We start from the raw sequence: 19702 nt of genomic DNA on the forward strand, positions 1-19702 counted from the left end.
TCGCGAGGTTAGGATGTGTGTGCGATAGTCGTGCCTGTGTTCAAGCGCTTCTTTCAGGTCGCCTGTTGCCTCGCCGCGCTGCTGGCCGCACTGGCCATCGTTCCCTCGCTGGACAGCCCCGGCAGCCCCGCGACATGGCCGATCTACCTCGCCGGATCGATCGTCCTCGGACTCGACGCCATTGCGCCCATCCTCCTGAAAGGACGCCTCGTCTGGGCCGCCATAGCGCTGGCAACCCTGACCGGCACCGGGCTAGGCCTCCTGGCACGGCAAATCGAGCAATGCTGCCCACTCGCCCTCGGCTATCCCTACTCCTGGATCCTCGATCGCGACGGCTGGTCCCTGAACATCTACCTACTCGGCCTAGACCTCCTCTTCTGGCTCTGCGCCGCAGCCGCCGCAGCGGGCCTGATCCTAGGCATCCGCCACCTACTGACCACCCGCCTCCCGCGGCCGGACACAGCGCCGACGAGGACGCGGTGCTGACCTGGACCTGGGTCGTCGAAATTTTCGATCGCCAATCTGGTGACTTTGTTGATCGGCTTTCGCTCAATGGCTTCACCGACTCGACCGCTGTAGTTCTCTTGGCAGTCGAGGCACTTCGATTCTGCCGACCTGTTCGATCTCCAGGAAGACGTGCGTGTCTTCGCGGGGCCTGCATCTCTGCGTTGGCTGGCTGATGCAGAGATGTAGGTGGTGGCGAGGATGTGGGGTGTCTTTGTGGGGCCTACATCTCTGTGTTGGCTGGGTGATGCAGAGATGTAGGTGGTAGTGGGGCTGTGGGTGGGCAGTGCTGGTGCTCTGGGAGGCGCCGGATTGAGCTTGATCCGGCGCAGTTCGATGACGTCCTTGGCACGAATTGGGGCGGGCGGGTCAGGATTGGGCGCTGCGTTGGATTATTTCGGGGATGTTGAGCCACCATTGCGCCGCCGTGCGCAGGTCGGGATGGAGGTCGGGGGCGGTGAGCAGGTTGGTCAGGTCGTGGCGGCGACCTGCGGTGCCTAGGCTGTAGAGGAGTGCTTTGGCGTCACAGCGAAGCGGGTTGTCGCGCTCGCGGAGCAGGCGGCTTACCGCGTGCGGCCAGGGGTGGGTGTCGGGTTCGGCGCGGAGGTGACCCACGATCCAGGCTGCTGACTCGCTGATGGGCGCGGGCAGGTTGCGGCTGAGCAGGAGCCGCCATACCAGGGGGATTTCGGGGGCGCCGCCGAGGTGGCCCAGCGCTTGGACGAGGGGTGTGGCCAGGGTGGGGTTGGCCAGGGTCGCGCTCTTGCCGAGCTCGTGCGCGATCGCGCGGGCCAGCGCGGGGCGGTAGGGCGTGGCGGCGATGGCCTGGGCCGCTACCACGCGGCGGGTGCCCTGGGGGTGGAAGAGCATTTCGGTGATGAGCCATGTGAGGACCGGGTCGCGCCGCAGGATTCCCTGATGCATCAACGCCAGCGCGGAGTCGCCGAGCCGGTGCGCCACGGCCTGTACGGTTTCCCGCGCGCAGGTCCTTCCGGACCGGAGGACGTTGTTGGTGACCAGGTCGTCCTTGGTGGCCTTGGTCAGCATGCGGCGGGTGGCGGGGGTGGCGGCCGGTAGCACCTGGCGCACGGTCTCGGCGGCGGCGACCCGGCATGCCAGGTGGGAGCTGTTGTCCTGCAACGTGTCTGCGGCCGCGCTGGAGAGCTGGTGGAGCTGTTCGGGGCGGAAGTGTCCCCGCCCGGCTTTCTCGGCCACGGCCCACCAGGCCGCGCGCAACGCGTGATCGTTGCCGGGGCAATCGATCTGTCGCAGCAGCTGGCTGGCGGCGGCCGGGTGTGGGGTCATCTCCAGCAGCGCCATCGGCTCGATGAGGATCTGGCTGCGATGATCTTCGATGACGGTGGTGCAGGCCTCGATGACCGCGAACGTGCCGTCACGCACGCCGAGCAGCCGGTTGATGGCCTCGCAGCGCAGTAGCCAGGCGGTGCCTTCGGCGATCAGCATTTCGCCCAGCAGGCGGTCGGCCAGCTGATCGAACAGCCGCCGCGGGTGCAGCAGTACGGGCACGGTCCACAGGCCGGCCGAAAGCTCGTCCCAGTCGCGGCCCGACATCACCTCCGCGCCGAGTGCCCGGTCGAGGAGCTGGCTCAGGCCGTCGCGGGCGGCCCCGTCGTCGGCGTTCACGGCAGCGCGCAGCGCGGGAGGGCCGAGCCGGCCCAGCGACTCGCGGTAAAGGGTATGGGCGACAGCGCCGATGCGGCCGTCGCACAGATCCAGCACCTGTTCGTAGCGCCGGATGACGCCGGGGGTGACCCGCAATGTGGCGCGCTCCCAGCGGCTGATCTGCGATTCGGAGGCCGGTATGCCCTCCGGGCCGCCGCTGAAAGCTCGAATGAACCTGGCCGCGACGGCGAGACTTTCGTCCTTGCCATAGATCCGGTTGACCCGCAACAGCCAGGCGATCACTGTCTCGCAGCCCTGGCTCGCGGTGACCGGCGGGGCGGACGGTCCTGGATCGGGCCGTCGCCCCCGGGCATCCCTCATGCCCGGAGAATATAGACAACTACCTTTCTTGCAACCCCGCACAATCATCGCAAGAAATCTGCGTTCATCACTATCCAGGCCGCACACTCGCCTGGTGATGCGTTCAGCCAGATCAGCAGTTGCACAATTGTTGGCCGGCCTCGTAGCCGGCTCGGTCATCCTGTTGGGGGCACCGCCGGCGGCTGCGTTCGCCAAGCCCGACAAGGATGTCTGCGCAAACTTGCTTGCGCCACATGACTTGAACTTCGGCAAGGGGGAAAAGACCACCCCGCTCAGCGATGCTGTCGTGGCTGCGGTCTCCAGCTACAAGGCGGCGCACGACCTTTTCGCCGCCGACCGGCCCACCGCGGCGCAGCTCGCGGACTCAGCGGCGCACCAGGCCCGCAAGGAAGAGATGTTCCGCAAGGGTGAGATCAAACGCGCGGCAGTGCCGTGCGCGGGGTTCTCCACCAACGCGTCCGGGCAGATCAGCTGGATGTACCACTACGGCCAGGTCACCAACTACTTCTGCGGCCCCGCGGTGGTTTCCATGTTCTCCGCCACCGTGCCGGGATCCAGCCCGTACAACCTCGATCAGTGGACGGTGGCCAACTACATGGGCACGCCCGGCGCGGGCGGCACCAGCTGGTCGATGGAAACCAACGGGCTCAACAACTTCGTCGGCATCCCCGACTTCGGGTGGTCCTTCTACGGGATGGCGTGGCTGTCGGATCCGCCGACCCAGCAGCAGCGGACCACGTTCTACAACAACCTTGTCTCCGACGTGGGCGTCAGCTCGCCGATCGCGGGGCTGGCCTGGGAGGTGCCCTACGGCCCGCATCTGGTGGGTCATCCGGTCAGCCAGGAGATCGGGCACTGGATCGAAATCGGGGGCTACAACACCAGCCCGAGCCAGGTCTGGTACGCCGACCCGGCCACCACGGTGTGGAGTTCGGTGCCCGCCTACTCATGGTTCGACATGAATACGATGGGAGTCATTCTCGGTGGCGCGGGCTACATCTGGTAAATACCTGGCCGCGCTGGCCGTCGTCGCGCTGACGGGGTGGGGCACCGGCTGCTCCGCCCCGCCGGCGCCCGACCCCGCGCCGGAAGGCCTGAGCCAGCAGGTGTGCTTCGGACCCGAGCCGGCCCAATGGGCGGCGCAAGCGGTGGCCACCACGACATCGCAAGGCCTGACCTTCGGGGTGCACGCGGTCGCGGGCGAGGTCGTGTTTGGACAGTTCCATTCCAGCGCCGGCCGCGGGGTGGGCGCGCTGGATCCCCGATCGGGCAAGCTCACCACCATCGGCGACTACGCGCCCGGCGTGTCCGGGCTGGGCGCGATGGCCGCCGAGTCGCCGTGGATCGTGTGGGAGCAGCTGAACTCGAAGACCAATCTGTCCGACTGGAGTGTGCACGCGTTCAATCAGGACACCGGGGACAGATTGGTGGTGGCCACCTCTGCGGGGCCCGATGGCGGTTACGTTGCCGGGCAGCAGCCGCTTCCGGCGCTGGCGCACGGCATCGTCGCGTGGGCGCAACCGGTGCGCGGCTCTGCCGGTACCGTGGAATCAGAACTGAAATCTTTTGATCTTGCTGCTCGGGGTGTCACGACGCTGGACACCGGGCGGCTCAGCTCGCCGGTCTTCGCGGGTCCATATCTGTTGTGGGCCAAGGTGGATTCGGCGATGAGCTACACCCTGCACGCGGTCGACGCGAAGACACTGCGCAGCGTCGAATTGCCTGAACCGCTTCGCCATCCCGCTTCCGTGGCCTATCTGAGCGGATCGCCCGACTACCTGGCGTGGAGCAGCCAGGATCTTTCCCGTCTTGACGTGTGGCACTTCGGCACGCAGCAGCGCAAGAGCTTCACTGTTGCCGACCGTCACCACGCCTTCCAGTTTCTTCACCTCGCCGGGGGATTTCTGCTGTGGTACGGCGGCACCGCCTCCTCCGTCCTCGACCTGAGCACCGGGGCCGCCTTCGATGTGGCGGGTACCGTGACCGGCTCGGCCGATTGGATCGTCACCGCACAGCAGCAGCGGGTGGCGCGGATAGCTACCCCCTCCGCACCACGCCTGCACTGCCCACCCTGATCGGGTCAGAATCCGCCGCCCATGCGCCACACCGAGGCGGCGAGAACGGAAATCAGCATGACCACGACGACGATCCGGGTGAAGATCACAGCACCCCGGCTGCGATGGGAACTGGTCGCCGCATCGGCGAAGGCCGAGACGCCGGCCACGAAACCGCCCGGGGACAGGTAGTTGCTGTCCTCTGTCCACGGGACCAGCTTGGGCGCCTCGCTCGGAGGGACCTCTTTGTACTGATCTGAGCTATCAGTAGCCGTCATTCCTCCACTATGACTGACGCATACCCGTCCGGCACCCACACCGGCAGGTCGATTCGGGAAGGCGCGGCGGTGGCGTGCGAGATCTCCTGGTCGGCGCGGAGCAAGGTGGCCGCGGTGGCCGACGGCTCACCGCTGCCCGGGTTGCGCGCGTAACGCGGATGCGCACCCGAGCTGACCTGCACACCGATGCGGTGACCGGCGTCGAAGCGGTGGAAGGTGGGCCAGAGCCGCACCTCGATCTCACGGAAACCCTCGGCGTCGGGCTGCGGATCGGTCGCGGCCGTCGCGATGCTGCCGATGCGCCGGATTCCGTCGCAGACGGTCATCGACCGCCCGTCCGGGTGCACGTCGCAGAGCCGTACGAACAGGTCGGCGCTTGGCCGCGACGAGCGAAACCTGATGCGGGCGACCGGTTCCCCGGCGACCACCGTGGCCGCCGCGAGCGGCTCGCTCCGGAACACGGCGACGTCGTCGCGCCGCTCATGGGCGACATTGTCGACCGGACCCGAATGGGGCCGCAGGCTCGGCCCGCCCACGGCCGGGGTGGGGTCGCCGGGATCGTAGGAATAGCGGGTGACCCCGCCTTCGGCGGCCGCGGGATCGAGCAGACCCGACGCGTGCAGGTGCCACGGCTGGGCCTGCGAGCCCGGTGGCGGCCACGCCGGAAGGTCGTGCCATTGTTCTGCGCCGGTGAGGAAGGCGCGCACCGGCGCGACCCGGTTGCTTTTCGCGCCCACGAGATGTTCCTTGAGGAACGCCACGCTTTCGGAAACTGCGGGCGCGCCCATGCCCGCCGACACGTGACCCCACGGCCCGATCGTCAGCCGCGGCGGGCGCCCGGCGGCGGCCAGCTGGGCGTAGTCACGCAGTTGCCAGGGCAGGAAGATGTCGTACCAGCCGGAAATCATGTAGATCGGGGCGGTGACGTCGGAAACCGAGGCGGTGTGCGACTGCTGGGTCCAATACTCGTCGGTGAGCTTCTCGTGCGCCAGCCAATCCTGATACCAGCCGACCGGGTGGCCCGCCGCGGCGGTGTCCCCGCCGCGCAGCGGCAACACGCCGAAAGCCTTTTCCAGCTTGGGATCGGGCCGCAACTGAGACAGGATCAGCGGCACCATGGCCCGGCGGTGCATCCGGTCCATCATCTGGGTCCAGCCGAGCGCGTTGCGCAGCGAGAAAGCCCCATTGTCCCAAGTGATCGCGCCGAAGTCGGGCATCGTGGTGATGAGGCACAGCGCATCGGGTGCGGTGCCGGGATCCTCGCGCTGCAGCCGCCCGGCCACCGCCCATTGGGTGTAGCCGAGGTAGCTTTGCCCATAGGTGGCAAGCGATCCGGTGAACCATGGCTGGCGGCGTACCCACCGATGCGTGGCGATGCCATCGCGTTGCTCGTCGAGCTGCGGCGTGAAGACCCCGGCCGATCCCCAGGTGCCGCGGCAGCTCTGCACCAGCACCGTGAACCCCTCTCGGGCCAGCGCGGAGGCCTGGGTGGTCAGGCCGCGCCGCCCGTAGGGCGAGCGCATGACAATGGTCGGCAGCGGCGGGTTCACCTCACCCACCGGGGTGCGCAGATCGGCGAGCAGCTCGACGCCGTCGTCCATGGGCACGGCCAGGTTCTTGCGAAGGGTGAAGTCGTAAGGCCCCGGCGTCAGCCCTCGGATCATCCGGGCCTGCAGCCAACGCGACATCCGCTGCCGAAAGGTGCTCATTTCTCTTCCTCCGATTTGGTGGTACCGGCGATGAGCCGCTGCGCGTTGACAGCGTCACACAACCGTTGCAGCGCGGGAAGTGCGGCGGCGAGGGCATGATGGTCCGGTGTGGACAGTGTGGCGGCGGCGTCGGCGACGAGCCGGGCGCTGGCGCGATCGAAGCGGCCGAACAGGTCCAAGGCTCGCGCGGAGGCCAGCACGGCGACCTGCCGCCGGTCATCGCGGCGCTGCTGGCGGGCGATCAACCCGTTGGCCTCCATCGCCCGCAGCAGGTTGCTCACCGTCGAACGGCTCAAACCCAGCCGCTGCGCCAATTCGCCGGGCGCCGCGACCGTGCCCCGGGGGAGGGCCCGGATGATTTCGATCTGTGCGTCGGGGATCTCCGGAAGGTGTTCGGCCGCCCGGGCCGCGGCAAGCAGCGCACGCCTCAACGGCGAGATGACCGCCGCCAGCCCGGCCGGATCGAGCGCGCTCACGGGGTCAGTGAGGCGCGGGTGTTGAGTGCGTCGGGGTGAAAGCCGGCTGCCCGCTTGTAACCGGCCGCGATCTCGGCCAGCTCGCCGGGGGCGAACACCTCGTCGATGTCGCGGAAACCCCGCGGCGCGCGTTCGTGGGCCAGCACCATCACCTGCTCGGGACCCTGCCGCCGGTTGCTGAGCACCAGCGCCGTGGTGGCGGGCCGCCGGTCGGCTTCGTAGGCCTGCAACCCGGCATCGATCGTGGGCGCTGTCGCGAGGTGGTAGGCGAGGGTGCGCGCGTCGAGGATCGCTTGGGAGGCACCGTTGGAGCCGTTGGGGTACATGGGATGAGCCGCGTCGCCTAGCAGCGTGCAGCGGCCGAAGGTCCACTGCGGCAACGGATCGCGGTCCACCATGGGATATTCCAGGATCTCCGGGGCGGCGGCGATGAGGGCTGGCACGTCCAGCCAGTCGAAGCGCCAGTCGGCGAACAGGTCCACTATCGGTGCCGGGTCAACGCTGCGGTTCCAGTCGACGGTGTCGCCGTCCGCGTCCGCCTGCCGCCGTTCGGCGATAAAGTTGATCAGCGCGCGTCCGTCGCGGCCGGGCGGGCCGACCGGGTAGGCGACGAACTTCTGCCACCCATCGCCCGCCATGATCATGGTTTTGCCGTCCAGGTAGGCGGGGACAGTCGCGGTGCCCCGCCACAGGGTCAGGCCGTTCCAGATCGGCTGGCCCTCGTCCGGATAGTGCTGGCGGCGCAGCGCCGAATGGATGCCGTCGGCCCCGACCACCAGCTCGGCCTCCACCCCCACCTCACCCTCAGCCGTGGCAAACCGAGCCACCGCCCCCTCGGCCGCGCCGCTGTGGTTGGCCGAGCTGTCACTCTGGGCCGTGTCAGGCCCGGGCGCGACGGCTGTCCCGGCCGGGCTTTTGCCGGTCGCGCCGCGTTGCTCCACGGCGATGAGGCGGTGGCCTGTTTGCACGGCTTGTTCGCCCAGGCGTTCCTGGACGGCTTGGAGGAGTTCGGCCTGTAGGCGTCCGCGATACATGGACAGCTGGGGCCATCGGTAGCCGGCCGCGAGCCCGCGTGGCTCGCTCCAGATCTGCTGGCCGAAACGGTTGAAATAGGACAGTGTGCCGGGAGCTACCCCGGCCCCGGCCATCCGGTCGCCCAGGCGCAGCTCGGTCAGCTCGCGGACCGCGTGCGGCAGCAGGTTGATCCCGACCCCGAGCGGCCGCAGCTGCGCGACCCGCTCGAAGATGCGAACGTCACGGAATCCGGCTTCGTGCAGGCTCAGGGCGGCGGCGAGGCCACCTATCCCCGCGCCCACGATCACGATCGTCATGTCGACTCCATCAACCGGCCCGGCGAGTTATCCACATAGTTTTGAAGCAAACATAGGTTGCGTGTCAAGACCGGCAGTGAACTGTCTGGATGTCCTCGCCGTGCTGTTGGGCATGGGACGTTTCTTGGGCATGGACCGAGGCCGCTTGACCATCGCCGTCGGCGCGGTCGCGGCATTGATCGGTGTCGCCGCCATGGTGCAGGTCGCCGTGGCGCCGGACGACGCGGAGTCGTTGCGGCAGCGCCAATATCGGGCAGCGGACGCCTACGCCCGCCTGCCGCTGACCTTTGTGCAGAATCGAGGTCAGGCCGACGCCCGGGTGCGCTATCTGGCCCACGGCTCCCGTTACGGGTTCTTCTTCACGCCCGATTCGCTGGTGATGTCGTTGCTGCAGCGCGACGGCGCGACCGGGGTCAACCTGTGCCTGGACTTCGTCGGCGCCAACCCGGACGTCGCGGTCGCGGCGGCAAACCAGGCGCCCGGCCTGGCCAGCTATCTGCGCCCGGGTTCTCCGGCCGGGCTGCCGACCTTCGGCGAGATCGTCTACCAGGACCTGTGGCCGGGCGTGGACATGGCCGTCACCGGAACTGACGGCGTATTGAAGTACGAGTTCCGGGTCGCGCCCGGCGCGGGTGTCGACGACATCAGGCTGGCCTATCGCGGCGCCGAAGGCCTGACGGTCGACGAGACCGGGGGAGGGCTCGTGGTTGACACGGCGATCGGCGCTCTGCGCGATACGCCGCCAGTGTCGTACCAGGTGATCGAGGGCAAGCGGATCCCGGTGTCGAGCCGTTATCTGCTTGCGGGCGAACAGTCCTACGGCTTCGCGGTCGACGGCTACGACCCGGCGCGGGAGCTGGTCATCGACCCGGGTCTGGAGTACTCCACGTTCCTCGGCGGCTTCGGCAACCAGTCCGGCGCGGCGATCGAGGTCGACGCGGCGGGCAACGCCTACGTCACCGGCTTCACCCAATCCCCGACGTTCCCGACGACGCCTGGCGCGTTCGACCGCACCGGGTCGGCTTCCAATGACCTGGACGCGTTCATTTCCAAGCTCAATCCGGCGGGTACGGCGCTGGTCTACTCGACCTTCCTGGGCGGAACCAACTTCGAGTGGGGCCGCGACCTCGCGATCGACGCGGCAGGCAACGCCTACGTGGCCGGACAGACGAAGTCGTCGAACTTCCCGACCACAGGCGGCGCCTTCGACCGAACGTTCAATGTGGACACCTGCCCGCGGTGCGGCATCGACCAGTACGACGCCTTCGTCACCAAGCTGAACCCGACCGGCTCGGCGCTGGTCTATTCGACGTTCCTCGGCGGGTTCGACATCGACGACATCCTGTCCCTGGCGATCGACGGCAGCGGCCAGGCCTACGTGGCCGGGCAGACGGTGTCGAGCAACTTCCCGATGACCGCGGGCGCGTTCGACACCACGGCCAACGGTGGCTACGACGCGTTCGTGGCCAAGTTCAACGCGACCGGCTCGGCGCTGGTCTACTCGACCCGGCTGGGCGGGGCGGACAACGAGCTGCCCGGGGGGATCGACGTCGACTCGGCCGGCAACGCGGTGATCGGCGGCGCCACCCGGTCGGCGGATTACCCGACGACGCCTGGGTCGCTGCAACCGGTACACAGTGGAGGGGATTTTCTTGATTTGTTTGAAGGGTTTGTCACCAAGCTGAACCCTGCGGGCTCGGCGCTGGTGTATTCCACCTTCCTGGGCGGGAACAAGCAGGACAGCGTCGGCGAGGTCATCCTCGATGCGGCCGGCAACACCTACCTCAGCGGTGGCACGATGTCCCCGGCATTCCCCACCACACCAGGCACCTTCGACCCGGTCTTCGACGGGACAAGCGAATCGTTCGCCGCGAAGCTGAACCCGGCCGGCTCGGCGCTGATCTATTCGACGTTCCTGCGCGGCGCTGGCGCGGGATTGGGCGCCATCACCGCCGATGGCAGCGTTTGGCTGGGCGGTGGCGCGGGTCCGTCGGCCTTCCTCACCCCCGACGCCTGGGACAGTCAATTCAGCGGCGGGACCACGGACGCCTACCTGGCCAAGCTGAACCCCACCGGCACGGCTCTGGTCTATGCCACCTTCCTCGGCGGCACCGACAACGAGGGCATCGCCGACCTGGCGCTCGACCCGGCCGGCAACGTCTATATGACCGGGAGCACCCGCTCGGCCGACTTCCCGACCACCGCCGGGGCCTTCGACCGGGTCTACAGCGGCGACTCGTTCATCTTCGGCGCCGACGCGTGGGTGGCCAAGCTCGCCGTCGGCCCGGGTGCGCCTCCGCCGCCTCCGCCACCGCCGCCGATTCCTGCCGCGCCAACACTTCTGGCTCCGGCCGACGGTGCCACCCTCGCCCAGCCGGTGACTTTCGACTGGACCGACGTCACCGGGGCAGCGTCCTACACCATCGAGGTCGATGAGATCTCCGCCTTCGGCGCGCCGCTGATTCTCACCGCCAGCACCACCGGCTCCGCCTTCACCACCAGCGCGCTGCCCGCGGGCACCTGGTTCTGGCGGGCACGGGCGGTGAACCCGGCCGGCACCCCGGGGCCGTGGTCCCAGGTTCGCACCATCACGGTGCAGGCCGCGCCGCCTCCCTCGCCTTCGCCGTCGCCCCCGCCGGGGGGACCGCTGCCCGCACCGGCACTGCTCAGTCCGGCCAGTGATGCCCGCTTCGCCCCCGGCGCGGTGGTCGCCTTCGACTGGGCCGACGTCACCGGAGCGGCCAGCTACACCATCCAGATCGATGACAGCGACACTTTCGGTTCACCGCTCACCCTCGATCTCACCGTCGTCGTGTCACAGCACACGGCGAGTGGGCTTCCCACGCAGCGGATGTGGTGGCGGGTGCGCGCCAACGCCAGCGGCGGTGCGCCCGGAACCTGGTCGCAGGCAAGGCGATTCGAGCTCAAGAACTAGCTGAAAGGGGGCTCCCTCCATAGTGGAGGGAGCCCCCTTTGTTTGTGTGCGGCTAGGGCGAGATGAGCAGCCCCGCGTTCTGGGCCAGGAGCGCGTAGTGGATGTCGACGAATCCCACGTTGCGGAAGCAGGCCGTGGTTCTGGAGCCCGGCGGGCAGGTGACACCGAACAGACCGTTGTCGATCATTCCGGCGGCGAGCACCTTGCGGGTCGGGTCCCACCAGGCCAGCGTGTAGACCGGGCCGCCGCTGTCGCCTGTCCCCGAGGCCGCGCCACCGCTGAAGTCGAAGGCGTAGTCCATTCCCAGCACCAGGCCCGAGCCGGTGATGGCGAAGACGCCGACGGCGTAGACGAGGTTGGTGCAGTGTTCACCGGTGGAGGCGCCCGAGGTGCAGACCACCATCCCGGGCCAGACCGGGGTCCAGCCGGCCACGGCGCGGCTGCCGGTGCTGCTCGTGCCGCCGGTGAAAGCCCTTGGCGCGGAGGAGGTTTTGATGAACTGCGTGTCGGAGAAGGGCGCCAGGAAGCTGGGGCCGGACGGGCCGGAGGTGCCCAGCGGCTTGAAGGATCCGGTGAGATAGGTCGCGTTGCCGCCCGGCGCGCAGTGCTCGGCGGTGAGCAGGCCGCGATCGATCTCCGCACCCCACCAGGTGTAGTGGGCCACCGCAAAGCCGGTGCTGCAGAACGCCGACCCGCGCCGGGCCGCGCCGCCGGTCCAGAACGGACGGGTGTCGTCCTGCCGGCCCGCCGTCGGAACGATCTCGTCCTCCTGCACGACGGTGACTTCGAGCGGGAAGGTCTCGCTCCGCAACGCCTCCGGATCGCGCGCGCCGACCCGCAGGCCACTGCCGTCGGGCATCGGCCCCACACTGGTCAGACCCCTATAGGCGTCGCGTTTGTCCATGACCTCGGTCTGCGCCTTGGTCATTTCGACACCGGCATAGCGAGCCTCCTCGATGGTCGCGTCGATGCCGTTGCCACGGGCTTGCTCGACCAGCCGGTAGACGTCGTCGGGAACGTCGCCCTTCCAGTAGATGTGCACGGCCCGCCGTTCCACCTCCAGCTGAATGCCGCCAAGATTCGCCCGCTCGGGGTCCACCTCGCTGACCGCCTGCGCCAGGTCGACCAGTGGGGCTTGCGCGATGATGAGCTTCGCGCCGTCGGGAAGGTCATCGCTGATGGGGGTGGGCTTCTCGCCCGCGAGTGCCGGGGTGGTGGCCAGGCCGACCAGGCTCATGGCCACGAGTGACGCGAGAGCGGCGCGTCGCCAATCGAAGATGGACATAGCAGAAATGGTCGGCGGCAAGGGTACCTGCGCGCGTCCGGCAGCGATCGGACTTCGCGCCTAACCCCTGGGTCTTACGTCAGGCGCCGCAATACGACCCTGGGGGCAGGTCGGCCGCGCCACGGCGACGCCGCTACGGCGTCGGGGTCAGGCTGTCGAGTCGGCTTGGCTGATGGCCCAGGCGGCGTTGATCAGGCCGATGTGGCTCAGCGCCTGCGGGAAGTTGCCGAGCAGCTCGCCGGACTCGGTGTCGACCTCCTCGGCGAGCAGGCCGACATCGTTGGTGTAGGCGGCGGCCCGCTCGAACACCGCGCGGGCGCGGCTGACCTGCCCGGCCATGGCCAGTGCCTGCGCCAGCCAGAAGGTGCACAGCAGGAAGGCGCCCTCGGTGCCGGCCAGGCCGTCCACCCCGGCCTCGGTGCTGTACCGGTAGACCAGGCCGCGGTCGTCGGTAAGGCGGTCGGCGATCGCGTCGATGGTGGCCAGCATGCGGGGGTCGTCGGCGGGCAGGAATCCGACGATCGGCATCATCAGGTTCGCGGCGTCCAGATCGGACGATCCGTAGTACTGGGTGAAGGCGCCCGCCTTGTCATTCCAGCCTTCGCTGATGACGGTCTGCCAGATCTCGTCGCGGATCTGCCGCCAGGCATCGACCCGGTGGCCCGCGCGCAGCGCGCCGGCCAGTTTGATCGCGCGGTCCAGGGCCATCCAGCACATCACCTTCGAGTAGAGGAAATGGCGGGGCTCCCCGCGTACCTCCCAGATGCCCTGATCGGGCTCCCGCCACCGCTGCGCGGCGCTTTCCGCAAGCGCAGTCAGGAAAGCGAGCGTCTCGTCGTCGACCTCGGTGATCTGATCGGCCAGCCGGTGGGCCGCGCCGAGCAGCTCTCCGTACACGTCGATCTGCTGCTGGACCCAGGCGCCGTTGCCGACCCGCACCGGGCGGCTGTCGCGCCAGCCGGCCAGGTGTGGCAGGGTCCGCTCACTGAGGTCGTGCTCGCCGCCCACCCCGAACATGATCTGCAGCGGCGTGCCGGGGCCGATCGAGCCCGCGGCCGCGGTGGTCATGAACTCGAAGAAGTCGCTCGCCTCGTCCGGGCAGGCGGCTACCCACAGCGCCTCCATGGTGAAGCTGGCATCGCGCACCCACGAGAAACGGTAGTCCCAGTTGCGTTCGCCGCCGATGGCCTCCGGCAGCGATGTCGTCGCGGCGGCGACGATCGCGCCGCTCGGCTGGAACGTCAAGCCCTGCAACACCCGGCCGCTGTGGTGGACCAGCTCCCGCCACGGGCCTTGATAGTGCTGATGCATTTCGGACCACGACTCCCAGGCCTCGACGGTCGCGTCCAGCCGGTCGGCGAGCTGGGCCTGCGACCAGATCCAGGCCGGCTCCTCCTCCAATGTGGAGCGATGCAGCGCGAAGTAGTGGGTTTGGCCGGCCGACATCGGCAGGTGTGCGGTGGCGGTGGAGCCTGCGATGTCCATCGACACCGGTGCCGAGAACACGAGCCACTCGGCACCGCCGCGGGCCGTCACCCCACCGTCCACCGTGGACAGCAGCGGGCGGAGCAACCCGTACTCCGGGCGCGGGGCGTAGGACACCTCGACCGGCACGGTCCCCTCGGTGCAGGTCACTGAGCGGATCATCAGCCTGGGGGCACCCTTGCCGAGGGCGTGGCCGCGGTTGTCCGGGCCCATCGCCAGCGCGTCGGTGAGCACGACCGTCCCCGCCGGGCAGCTGAACGTGGTCTCCAGGACCAGGGTGCGGTCAAGGTAGCGCCGGCTGACCGTGTAGTGATCCGCCGGCCGGATCGACCAGTGCCCCGCGTCGGCATCGAGCAGCCGGCCGAAAACCGAAGGGCTGTCGAAACGGGGAAAGCACAGCCAGTCCACCGAGCCGTCGATGGTGACCAGAGCGGCGCAATGGCAGTCGGACAAAAGCGCATGATCGGCGATCGGCGCCCCCGAGAGGCGCGGGGCGAGCCGAATTTCGGTCACGCACTTCAGGCTAGGTGGCACTCGGGCGCCCCGGTGCGGGAACGCGGCAGGTTGCGCGGCCGCACCGAGGCGATATCAGGCAGCAATCGGTCATCAATGGCCGTTGGGCGTCAATCGCCTCGATGCGGTTACCGGTTACCGGGTGACCGCGCAGGTTGCCGTGGCGGTCTTGGACGGGTCACTTTCCGACGTCGCGCGCAGCGTGACCGTGCCAGTCGCGGCGGCCCCAGTCGCGGCGGCCACGTTGACCGTGACGTTGGTGGTGTTCCCGAACGAAGCGCTGGCCAACGCGTTGGGCAGCACCACTCGATAGCCGGTTCCGGTCACCGACGCGGTGAGCCGGTAGACATCGGAGTTGAGATAGGCCTGTACGTTCTCCGGGTGACCGGACCCGTTTCCGGCCGCGGTTCCCGTGTTGCGCAAGGGGAAGGTGCACGTGGCGCCGGGAGTGGCCGGGCCGCTGGGCTGGCCGGCGGTCAGCGAGACCCCGCGCGGCTGCGGGCCGCGCCCGTCGAGCGAGCGAACGCCCATCCGGTAGGACAGCACGCCATTGGCGTCGGTGGAACGCGACAGGATGTAGAAGTGCAGCCGGTTAGCGCTGTCGACGAACTCGTACTGGCTGCCCGAGTTGGTGCCGGCGTGGAAGAGCGCATCGTTGAGCTGGCGGTAGTCGGCGATGGAGCGCATGACCGGGGTGCCGTCGGGCCGCGTGAAGTCGACCCGGTTGATGTCCTGCGGGTTGGCATCGATGACCCAGGTGAAGCACAGGTACCCACAGGTGCTGGTTTCCGCGTTCTTGTTCTTGGCGAGGAGAACTCCATTGTCCGGGGTGAAGGAGTCCGCGCCGATCCTTTGCACGGTTTCGACGGAGTAGAAGTTGTAGACCGAGCTGCCCGCGCAGAGCGGATTGGTGTTGGTGCTGCAGGCCGGCGTCCGGTCCTGGCTCAGCTCGACCCGCATGCCCTGCAGATCTGTCGGGTTAGGAATGGCCGAGCGGGCCTTCACCGTGGCCACGATCATTCCGGTGGAGGCCAGCGCGTCGCGGGAGATCCGCAGCACCTGCGCCTCGGCGATGTGACCCAGCTTTGTCTTGCTGCGCAACGTTTGCCCGGCCGGCATGGCCGCGCCCATGGTGGCCGGGACCACCCAGCGCATGTGCGGGCCGCCGGGGCCGTTGAACGAGCCGCGGTCCATCACGTCCCACGGCCCGGATCCCACGCGATGGTAGGGCTGGGCGTAGGGATTGTTGTTGTTGTCCGCGATGCCGAAGGTGTGCACGATCTCGTGGGTGATGGTTCCCGAGCTTTCCCCCTGCCGCATGCTGGAGCTGCCCCACAGCTGGGCTCCGGCTCGCCACGAGGTCCACGGCACGTACCGGGTGGGCGCCCAGTTGGGCAGGTTCGGGTCCGGCGGGCCCCACGAGTCGGGAACGCTTTCCCTGGTCTGGAACTTCATCTCGCCGAACTCCTGCCACACCGACGTCTCGTCATAGCCGGCGTAGATGCGCAGCACCAGGTCGAACTGCGCGGCGATGTTGCTGCCCGCGGCGGCTCGCCACAGCGCGTCGGCGTCGGGCTCGAGCGACCCGTTGCAGGTGTGGCCGGCCGGGCAGTTGGCCTGCTGGCCACCGATGTCGTTGAGGCCGTATTCGTAGAGCGGGCGGGGCATCCGGTAGGGGCCGAAAGGCGTGAAGGTGACGCCGATGCGGCCGTTGGTCTGCTCCATCCAGTACTCGTTGACGGTGTGCCCGTGGTTCAGAGTGCTTGGGGTGCCCCAGAAGCTGGCGTAGAACTGGGCGACATTAGCCCGCGCGATCGGATCGATCTGGGGGTTGCCGAACGGATCGCCCTGCTTGGGCTGGGTGATGACGAAGGCCTGGTCGCTGAAGTCCACCGCGACCAAAGCGATCTTCAGCCTGCGCTGGGTGGGCACGCGCGCGGGGTCGGCCCAGGTGGCGCCGGGAACGGGCCGGTAGTCGGCCCAGGTCATGTCCTGCTGGTCCTGCCAGCGTTGCGGGTCAAGGGGATCGTCGATCGCCAGCGCCCCAACGGCACCGCCGGAAGTGGCGGGCGGCACCACGAAAAAGGAGCTGGTCGCGAGTAGGACGGCGAGAAGCCGCACGAAAAAGGTCACGGGACACCTCCACAACAGAGTGCGAGTATGCCCGTGGCATTGAAGATAGAGGATACGCGCGCCGATCGGAAGGGGTGCGCCCGGCGGATTAGCGGCGTGCGTAGTCGTCGGCGGAGAAGACCTCCTGGATGGGCCGGGTCACCTCCAGGTTCCACAACCGGTTGTAGTACTCGCGAATGTGTTGGTTGGCCAGCTTCTCGCTGCGAATGCTGAAGGCGAAGACGTGGTCGGGGCCGTCGTTGTGGGTGAAGATCACCACATCGTCGTAGATCCCCACGCTGAACGCTTCGGTGGCATGCACGGATCCGTCGAGCAACCGCACGTGGTAACTGCGCTTACGGTCGTCGGCCTCCAACGCTGTCCGCAGCTCCATGGCGTAGAAGTCGCTCATCGCGGGGGTGTCGCAGTAGAGGATGATGCGGCGAAAGCTGCGTCCAGGAAACCGCATGGCCCATTCGCGGCACGCCTGGAAGTGCTTTTCGGCCGCCGCGGAGCGAGCCGGGCCTTCCCCGCGTAGATAGGTCACCCAAACCCGCTTGCGGGCCTGACTGACCGCGCGGCGGGTGGCTTCGTACACCTCGTCGCCTTCGTAGAAGCGCACTTCGGGCGCTGTCCCGGCCTCAGCTGCCACGCGTGCCAACGTGGCCAGGTCGGCCTGCGCGGCGGCGAGCGACCGTTTGCCTGCCGCCGCGCTCGCTGCCTGTGCCAGCGCCAGGCCGACGAGCCAGAAGAGGGTGGCGGCCAGGAACTCCTTCTCGTACTTCTCGACGCCGATCTCCCGCGTGAGAAACGCGCCGCAGAGGTAAACGGCGATCAGGATCAGGATCGCACCGCCGAATCCGTATTTGAACAGCGCTACTGCGATCCTCATTGCTTTATGCACAAAGGACTCCCAGGATTCCGGGATCAACCAGAGTAGAAGTATCCCAGGCGATCGCAAGCTGCGACATGACTCATCGGTCTACCCGGATCGAGTTAGTTCATCTGGCTAATCAGTTGATGATGTTGGTACATTTCGTGGCGTGTCGAAACTTCGCGACGCTCTAACCGTGTTGTGCATTGGCGCATTTCTCATCACCGGCGCAGCGGCCGCGTGTGTGGAGAACAAGGATCCGAAGGAGTCGGTGCAGTCGTTGCGCGCGAAGTCGCCGACCCTGCGCGACAAGGTCAGGCTCCGGATCGGAGTGCGGGAAACATTGCCGTTTCTCAGCTACCGCGACCCGAGCACGGGTATCCGCAGCGGGTTCGAGGTCGAACTCGCCCGGGGTATCGCCTCGGACCTGGGTTTCACCGAGGAAAAGATTGACTGGGTGCCGGTGACCGATGTCCAAAGCAGAATGCATGTGCTGCAGGCGAACCAGGCGGACATCGTGGTGGCCAGCCTGACCATGGCACCCGATCGCCCGGTGGATTTCGCGGGACCTTATCTGGTTATGCCGCAGGCGATTCTGGTACACAAACAGCGGACCAAACGGGTGGAGAGCATTGCCGATCTCAAGGCGCCGGACTTCAAGACCTGTGTCGGCATTTCGAGCACCTCGGCGAAAGCGCTGGAGGCCAAGGGAATCAAGCCGGAGCTGGTCAACGACGGCCTGATGTGTATAGACGGAATGACGTCGAACAAGTATGACGCTTACAGCAGCGACCTGCAGGTTCTGGCGAGTGTCCTGGCGCGAGACCCGGACAAGTTCGAGATCCTCAAACTGCTCGTGTCCGACGCCGAGGAGCGGATAGGCGTCGCCGTGCCGCAGGGTGACACCGCGCTACGCGACCTGGTCGCCTACTTCCTCAATCGCTGGCTCATCGGACCGCAGCCCAGTCCCTGGATGCGCGCCTATGACCGCACCATCGGACCGCACCTGGAAGCCAAGTACCGATCACAGCCGAGGGTCGACAAACCGCCGGTTCTTGTCGACTACGATTCCAAAGCGCAGCCGAGATGACGCAGGAGGCTCTGCCAAGGCGCACAGATCATAAGGCGGCGTTCTGGAGTCTCGTGGTGGGCCTGCCGGCCGCGCTATCGGTGCTGCGGCTCTGGGTGGAGTCGGGCGGCGATCTCCAGATAACACTGTTGCTGGTGTCCAATGTGAGCCCGCTGAATCTCGTTGCCGCGCTGTTCGCCACCGTCACTCAGGTCGCCACCGTGGTGTTGATCGCGTTGTTCAGCGCCGGGGGCATTCTGCGGGCGGCGGTCGAGGCCGCGCCTTCAGCAAGCTCGCTGCGCCTTCGGCCGCCAGTGTTGGCAAGGGTGTTCGTGGCCACGCCGGTGTGGTTCATGGCGGCGGCCTACCTAATGGCGATCTTGACCTGGCGGATCGTTTACCTTCCCCTCCTGCTGCCGGCGGCGATGGCGGCGTTCCAGTTCTCGCCATGGCGGCTGCCGCCGCGCTGGCTGGCGGCCGGGTTCTGTTTGGCGGCCCTGGGCGGTTACGGCTGGCTGATCGGTCCGGCCGTGATGCAGGCCTGGCGCGGTAGCGAATATTTGGTGGCTTGGCTGCTTGTTCTTCCACCTCTGATTGCGCTGGGCGTCGCCGGCCCGATCCCTGGCTGGTTCGCCCGCACCTTCTCACCGATCGCGTTGCTCGCGGTCATCGGGATCGCCACCGCGGGCTTCTTCTATGCCGTCCGGACTCCCATCCTGCCGCTGGTCGTCATCGAGCTGAAGGGGAGGCCGGTTGAGCGGCCCGAGTTCATCCGAGGGCACGTGGTGAGCGTGGACGATCTGCACCTGGTGATCCTTCAGGAGCAGGGCGGGGTGCGTTACCTGCCGCTCGATGACGTCGGGCCGACCGTGCTGTGCGCCACGCCGGAGGAGCTGCCCACCACTGCCATCCGGCTGCGTGGCTATCACGTCGAAGATTCGATCCTGACCGCGGTCGGCCGGCAGGTGCGCCCCCGGGTACAGGTAGATCCGCTGTGCCGCATAGCAAAGTCGGCCACGACGTAGCAGCCTTTGGGGTTTGCAGTGATCCGGTGCCGTTCGAAGGGTCGATCG

At 67.8% G+C, this 19702-nt stretch carries 15 protein-coding genes; 6 read left to right on the forward strand and 9 right to left on the reverse strand.

The window, feature by feature from the left end:
- Positions 1-36: 36 nt before the first annotated feature.
- A complete protein-coding gene (locus Rhe02_RS17555) occupies positions 37-486 on the forward strand; it encodes a hypothetical protein (protein WP_203909311.1) in 450 nt (149 codons plus the stop codon).
- A 387-nt stretch (positions 487-873) separates the two neighbouring features.
- Here the strand turns inward: Rhe02_RS17555 and Rhe02_RS17560 are convergent, their stop codons facing one another.
- The gene (locus Rhe02_RS17560) at positions 874-2508 is read right to left on the reverse strand and encodes a hypothetical protein (RefSeq protein WP_203909312.1); all 1635 of its coding nucleotides are present in this window, start codon (positions 2506-2508) and stop codon (positions 874-876) included.
- 220 nt (positions 2509-2728) lie between these two features.
- Between Rhe02_RS17560 and Rhe02_RS17565 the strand changes: the two genes are divergently transcribed.
- Together Rhe02_RS17565 and Rhe02_RS17570 are read left to right on the forward strand one after the other, a co-directional pair.
- Positions 2729-3514, forward strand: coding sequence for a C39 family peptidase (locus Rhe02_RS17565; RefSeq protein WP_203909313.1), 786 nt, complete (start codon positions 2729-2731; stop codon positions 3512-3514).
- Positions 3492-4583, forward strand: coding sequence for a hypothetical protein (locus Rhe02_RS17570; RefSeq protein WP_203909314.1), 1092 nt, complete (start codon positions 3492-3494; stop codon positions 4581-4583). The genes Rhe02_RS17565 and Rhe02_RS17570 overlap by 23 nt, the downstream gene beginning before the upstream one ends.
- Positions 4584-4588: 5 nt before the next feature.
- Here Rhe02_RS17570 and Rhe02_RS17575 read toward each other — a convergent pair whose 3' ends face one another.
- The 4 genes from Rhe02_RS17575 to Rhe02_RS17590 are packed head-to-tail and all read right to left on the reverse strand — an operon-like array spanning position 4589 to position 8356.
- Complete coding sequence (locus Rhe02_RS17575) at positions 4589-4840, reverse strand: hypothetical protein (RefSeq protein ID WP_203909315.1); 252 nt, start codon at positions 4838-4840, stop codon at positions 4589-4591.
- Positions 4837-6549, reverse strand: a complete 1713-nt coding sequence (locus Rhe02_RS17580) for a CocE/NonD family hydrolase (RefSeq protein ID WP_203909316.1) — start codon at positions 6547-6549, stop codon at positions 4837-4839. Before Rhe02_RS17580 ends, Rhe02_RS17575 begins: the two co-directional genes overlap by 4 nt.
- Positions 6546-7025 (reverse strand): MarR family transcriptional regulator, encoded by a 480-nt coding sequence (locus Rhe02_RS17585; RefSeq protein ID WP_203909317.1) that lies wholly within the window; start codon positions 7023-7025, stop codon positions 6546-6548. Before Rhe02_RS17585 ends, Rhe02_RS17580 begins: the two co-directional genes overlap by 4 nt.
- The gene (locus Rhe02_RS17590; protein WP_203909318.1) at positions 7022-8356 is read right to left on the reverse strand and encodes a flavin-dependent oxidoreductase; all 1335 of its coding nucleotides are present in this window, start codon (positions 8354-8356) and stop codon (positions 7022-7024) included. The genes Rhe02_RS17585 and Rhe02_RS17590 overlap by 4 nt, the downstream gene beginning before the upstream one ends.
- 61 nt (positions 8357-8417) lie before the next feature.
- Here Rhe02_RS17590 and Rhe02_RS17595 point away from each other — a divergent pair, with 61 nt between their 5' ends.
- Positions 8418-11291 (forward strand): DUF7948 domain-containing protein, encoded by a 2874-nt coding sequence (locus Rhe02_RS17595; protein ID WP_203909319.1) that lies wholly within the window; start codon positions 8418-8420, stop codon positions 11289-11291.
- A gap of 52 nt (positions 11292-11343) precedes the next feature.
- On the opposite strand, the gene Rhe02_RS17600 is transcribed toward Rhe02_RS17595, so the two are convergent.
- The 4 genes from Rhe02_RS17600 to Rhe02_RS17615 all read right to left on the reverse strand — a co-directional run bounded on the left by Rhe02_RS17600 (position 11344) and on the right by Rhe02_RS17615 (position 17578).
- On the reverse strand, positions 11344-12576 hold the full coding sequence (locus tag Rhe02_RS17600) for a hypothetical protein (protein ID WP_203909320.1): 1233 nt from the start codon (positions 12574-12576) through the stop codon (positions 11344-11346).
- A 147-nt stretch (positions 12577-12723) separates the two neighbouring features.
- Complete coding sequence (locus Rhe02_RS17605; RefSeq protein WP_239123888.1) at positions 12724-14574, reverse strand: glycoside hydrolase family 15 protein; 1851 nt, start codon at positions 14572-14574, stop codon at positions 12724-12726.
- 135 nt (positions 14575-14709) lie between these two features.
- The gene (locus tag Rhe02_RS17610; protein WP_203909321.1) at positions 14710-16707 is read right to left on the reverse strand and encodes a metallopeptidase domain-containing protein; all 1998 of its coding nucleotides are present in this window, start codon (positions 16705-16707) and stop codon (positions 14710-14712) included.
- An 88-nt stretch (positions 16708-16795) separates the two neighbouring features.
- Complete coding sequence (locus Rhe02_RS17615) at positions 16796-17578, reverse strand: hypothetical protein (protein WP_203909322.1); 783 nt, start codon at positions 17576-17578, stop codon at positions 16796-16798.
- A 151-nt stretch (positions 17579-17729) separates the two neighbouring features.
- On the opposite strand from Rhe02_RS17615, the gene Rhe02_RS17620 reads away from it, so the two are divergent.
- Together Rhe02_RS17620 and Rhe02_RS17625 are read left to right on the forward strand one after the other, a co-directional pair.
- Positions 17730-18650: a transporter substrate-binding domain-containing protein gene (locus Rhe02_RS17620; RefSeq protein ID WP_203909323.1), complete on the forward strand. Its 921-nt coding sequence runs from the start codon at positions 17730-17732 to the stop codon at positions 18648-18650.
- The gene (locus Rhe02_RS17625) at positions 18647-19654 is read left to right on the forward strand and encodes a hypothetical protein (RefSeq protein WP_203909324.1); all 1008 of its coding nucleotides are present in this window, start codon (positions 18647-18649) and stop codon (positions 19652-19654) included. The genes Rhe02_RS17620 and Rhe02_RS17625 overlap by 4 nt, the downstream gene beginning before the upstream one ends.
- The last annotated feature ends 48 nt before the right edge of the window (positions 19655-19702 follow it).

This window comes from Rhizocola hellebori, from assembly GCF_016862955.1.
In the GTDB taxonomy this organism is placed as follows: domain Bacteria; phylum Actinomycetota; class Actinomycetes; order Mycobacteriales; family Micromonosporaceae; genus Rhizocola; species Rhizocola hellebori.

Excerpts from the sequence above, each read along its gene's own strand:
- Rhe02_RS17560 (WP_203909312.1), bottom strand. The coding sequence starts at position 2,508 with ATGAGGGATGCCCGGGGGCGACGGCCCGATCCAGGACCGTCCGCCCCG.
- Rhe02_RS17575 (WP_203909315.1), bottom strand. The coding sequence starts at position 4,840 with ATGACGGCTACTGATAGCTCAGATCAGTACAAAGAGGTCCCTCCGAGC.
- Rhe02_RS17580 (WP_203909316.1), bottom strand. The coding sequence starts at position 6,549 with ATGAGCACCTTTCGGCAGCGGATGTCGCGTTGGCTGCAGGCCCGGATG.
- Rhe02_RS17590 (WP_203909318.1), bottom strand. The coding sequence starts at position 8,356 with ATGACGATCGTGATCGTGGGCGCGGGGATAGGTGGCCTCGCCGCCGCC.
- Rhe02_RS17600 (WP_203909320.1), bottom strand. The coding sequence starts at position 12,576 with ATGTCCATCTTCGATTGGCGACGCGCCGCTCTCGCGTCACTCGTGGCC.
- Rhe02_RS17615 (WP_203909322.1), bottom strand. The coding sequence starts at position 17,578 with ATGAGGATCGCAGTAGCGCTGTTCAAATACGGATTCGGCGGTGCGATC.
- Rhe02_RS17625 (WP_203909324.1), top strand. The coding sequence starts at position 18,647 with ATGACGCAGGAGGCTCTGCCAAGGCGCACAGATCATAAGGCGGCGTTC.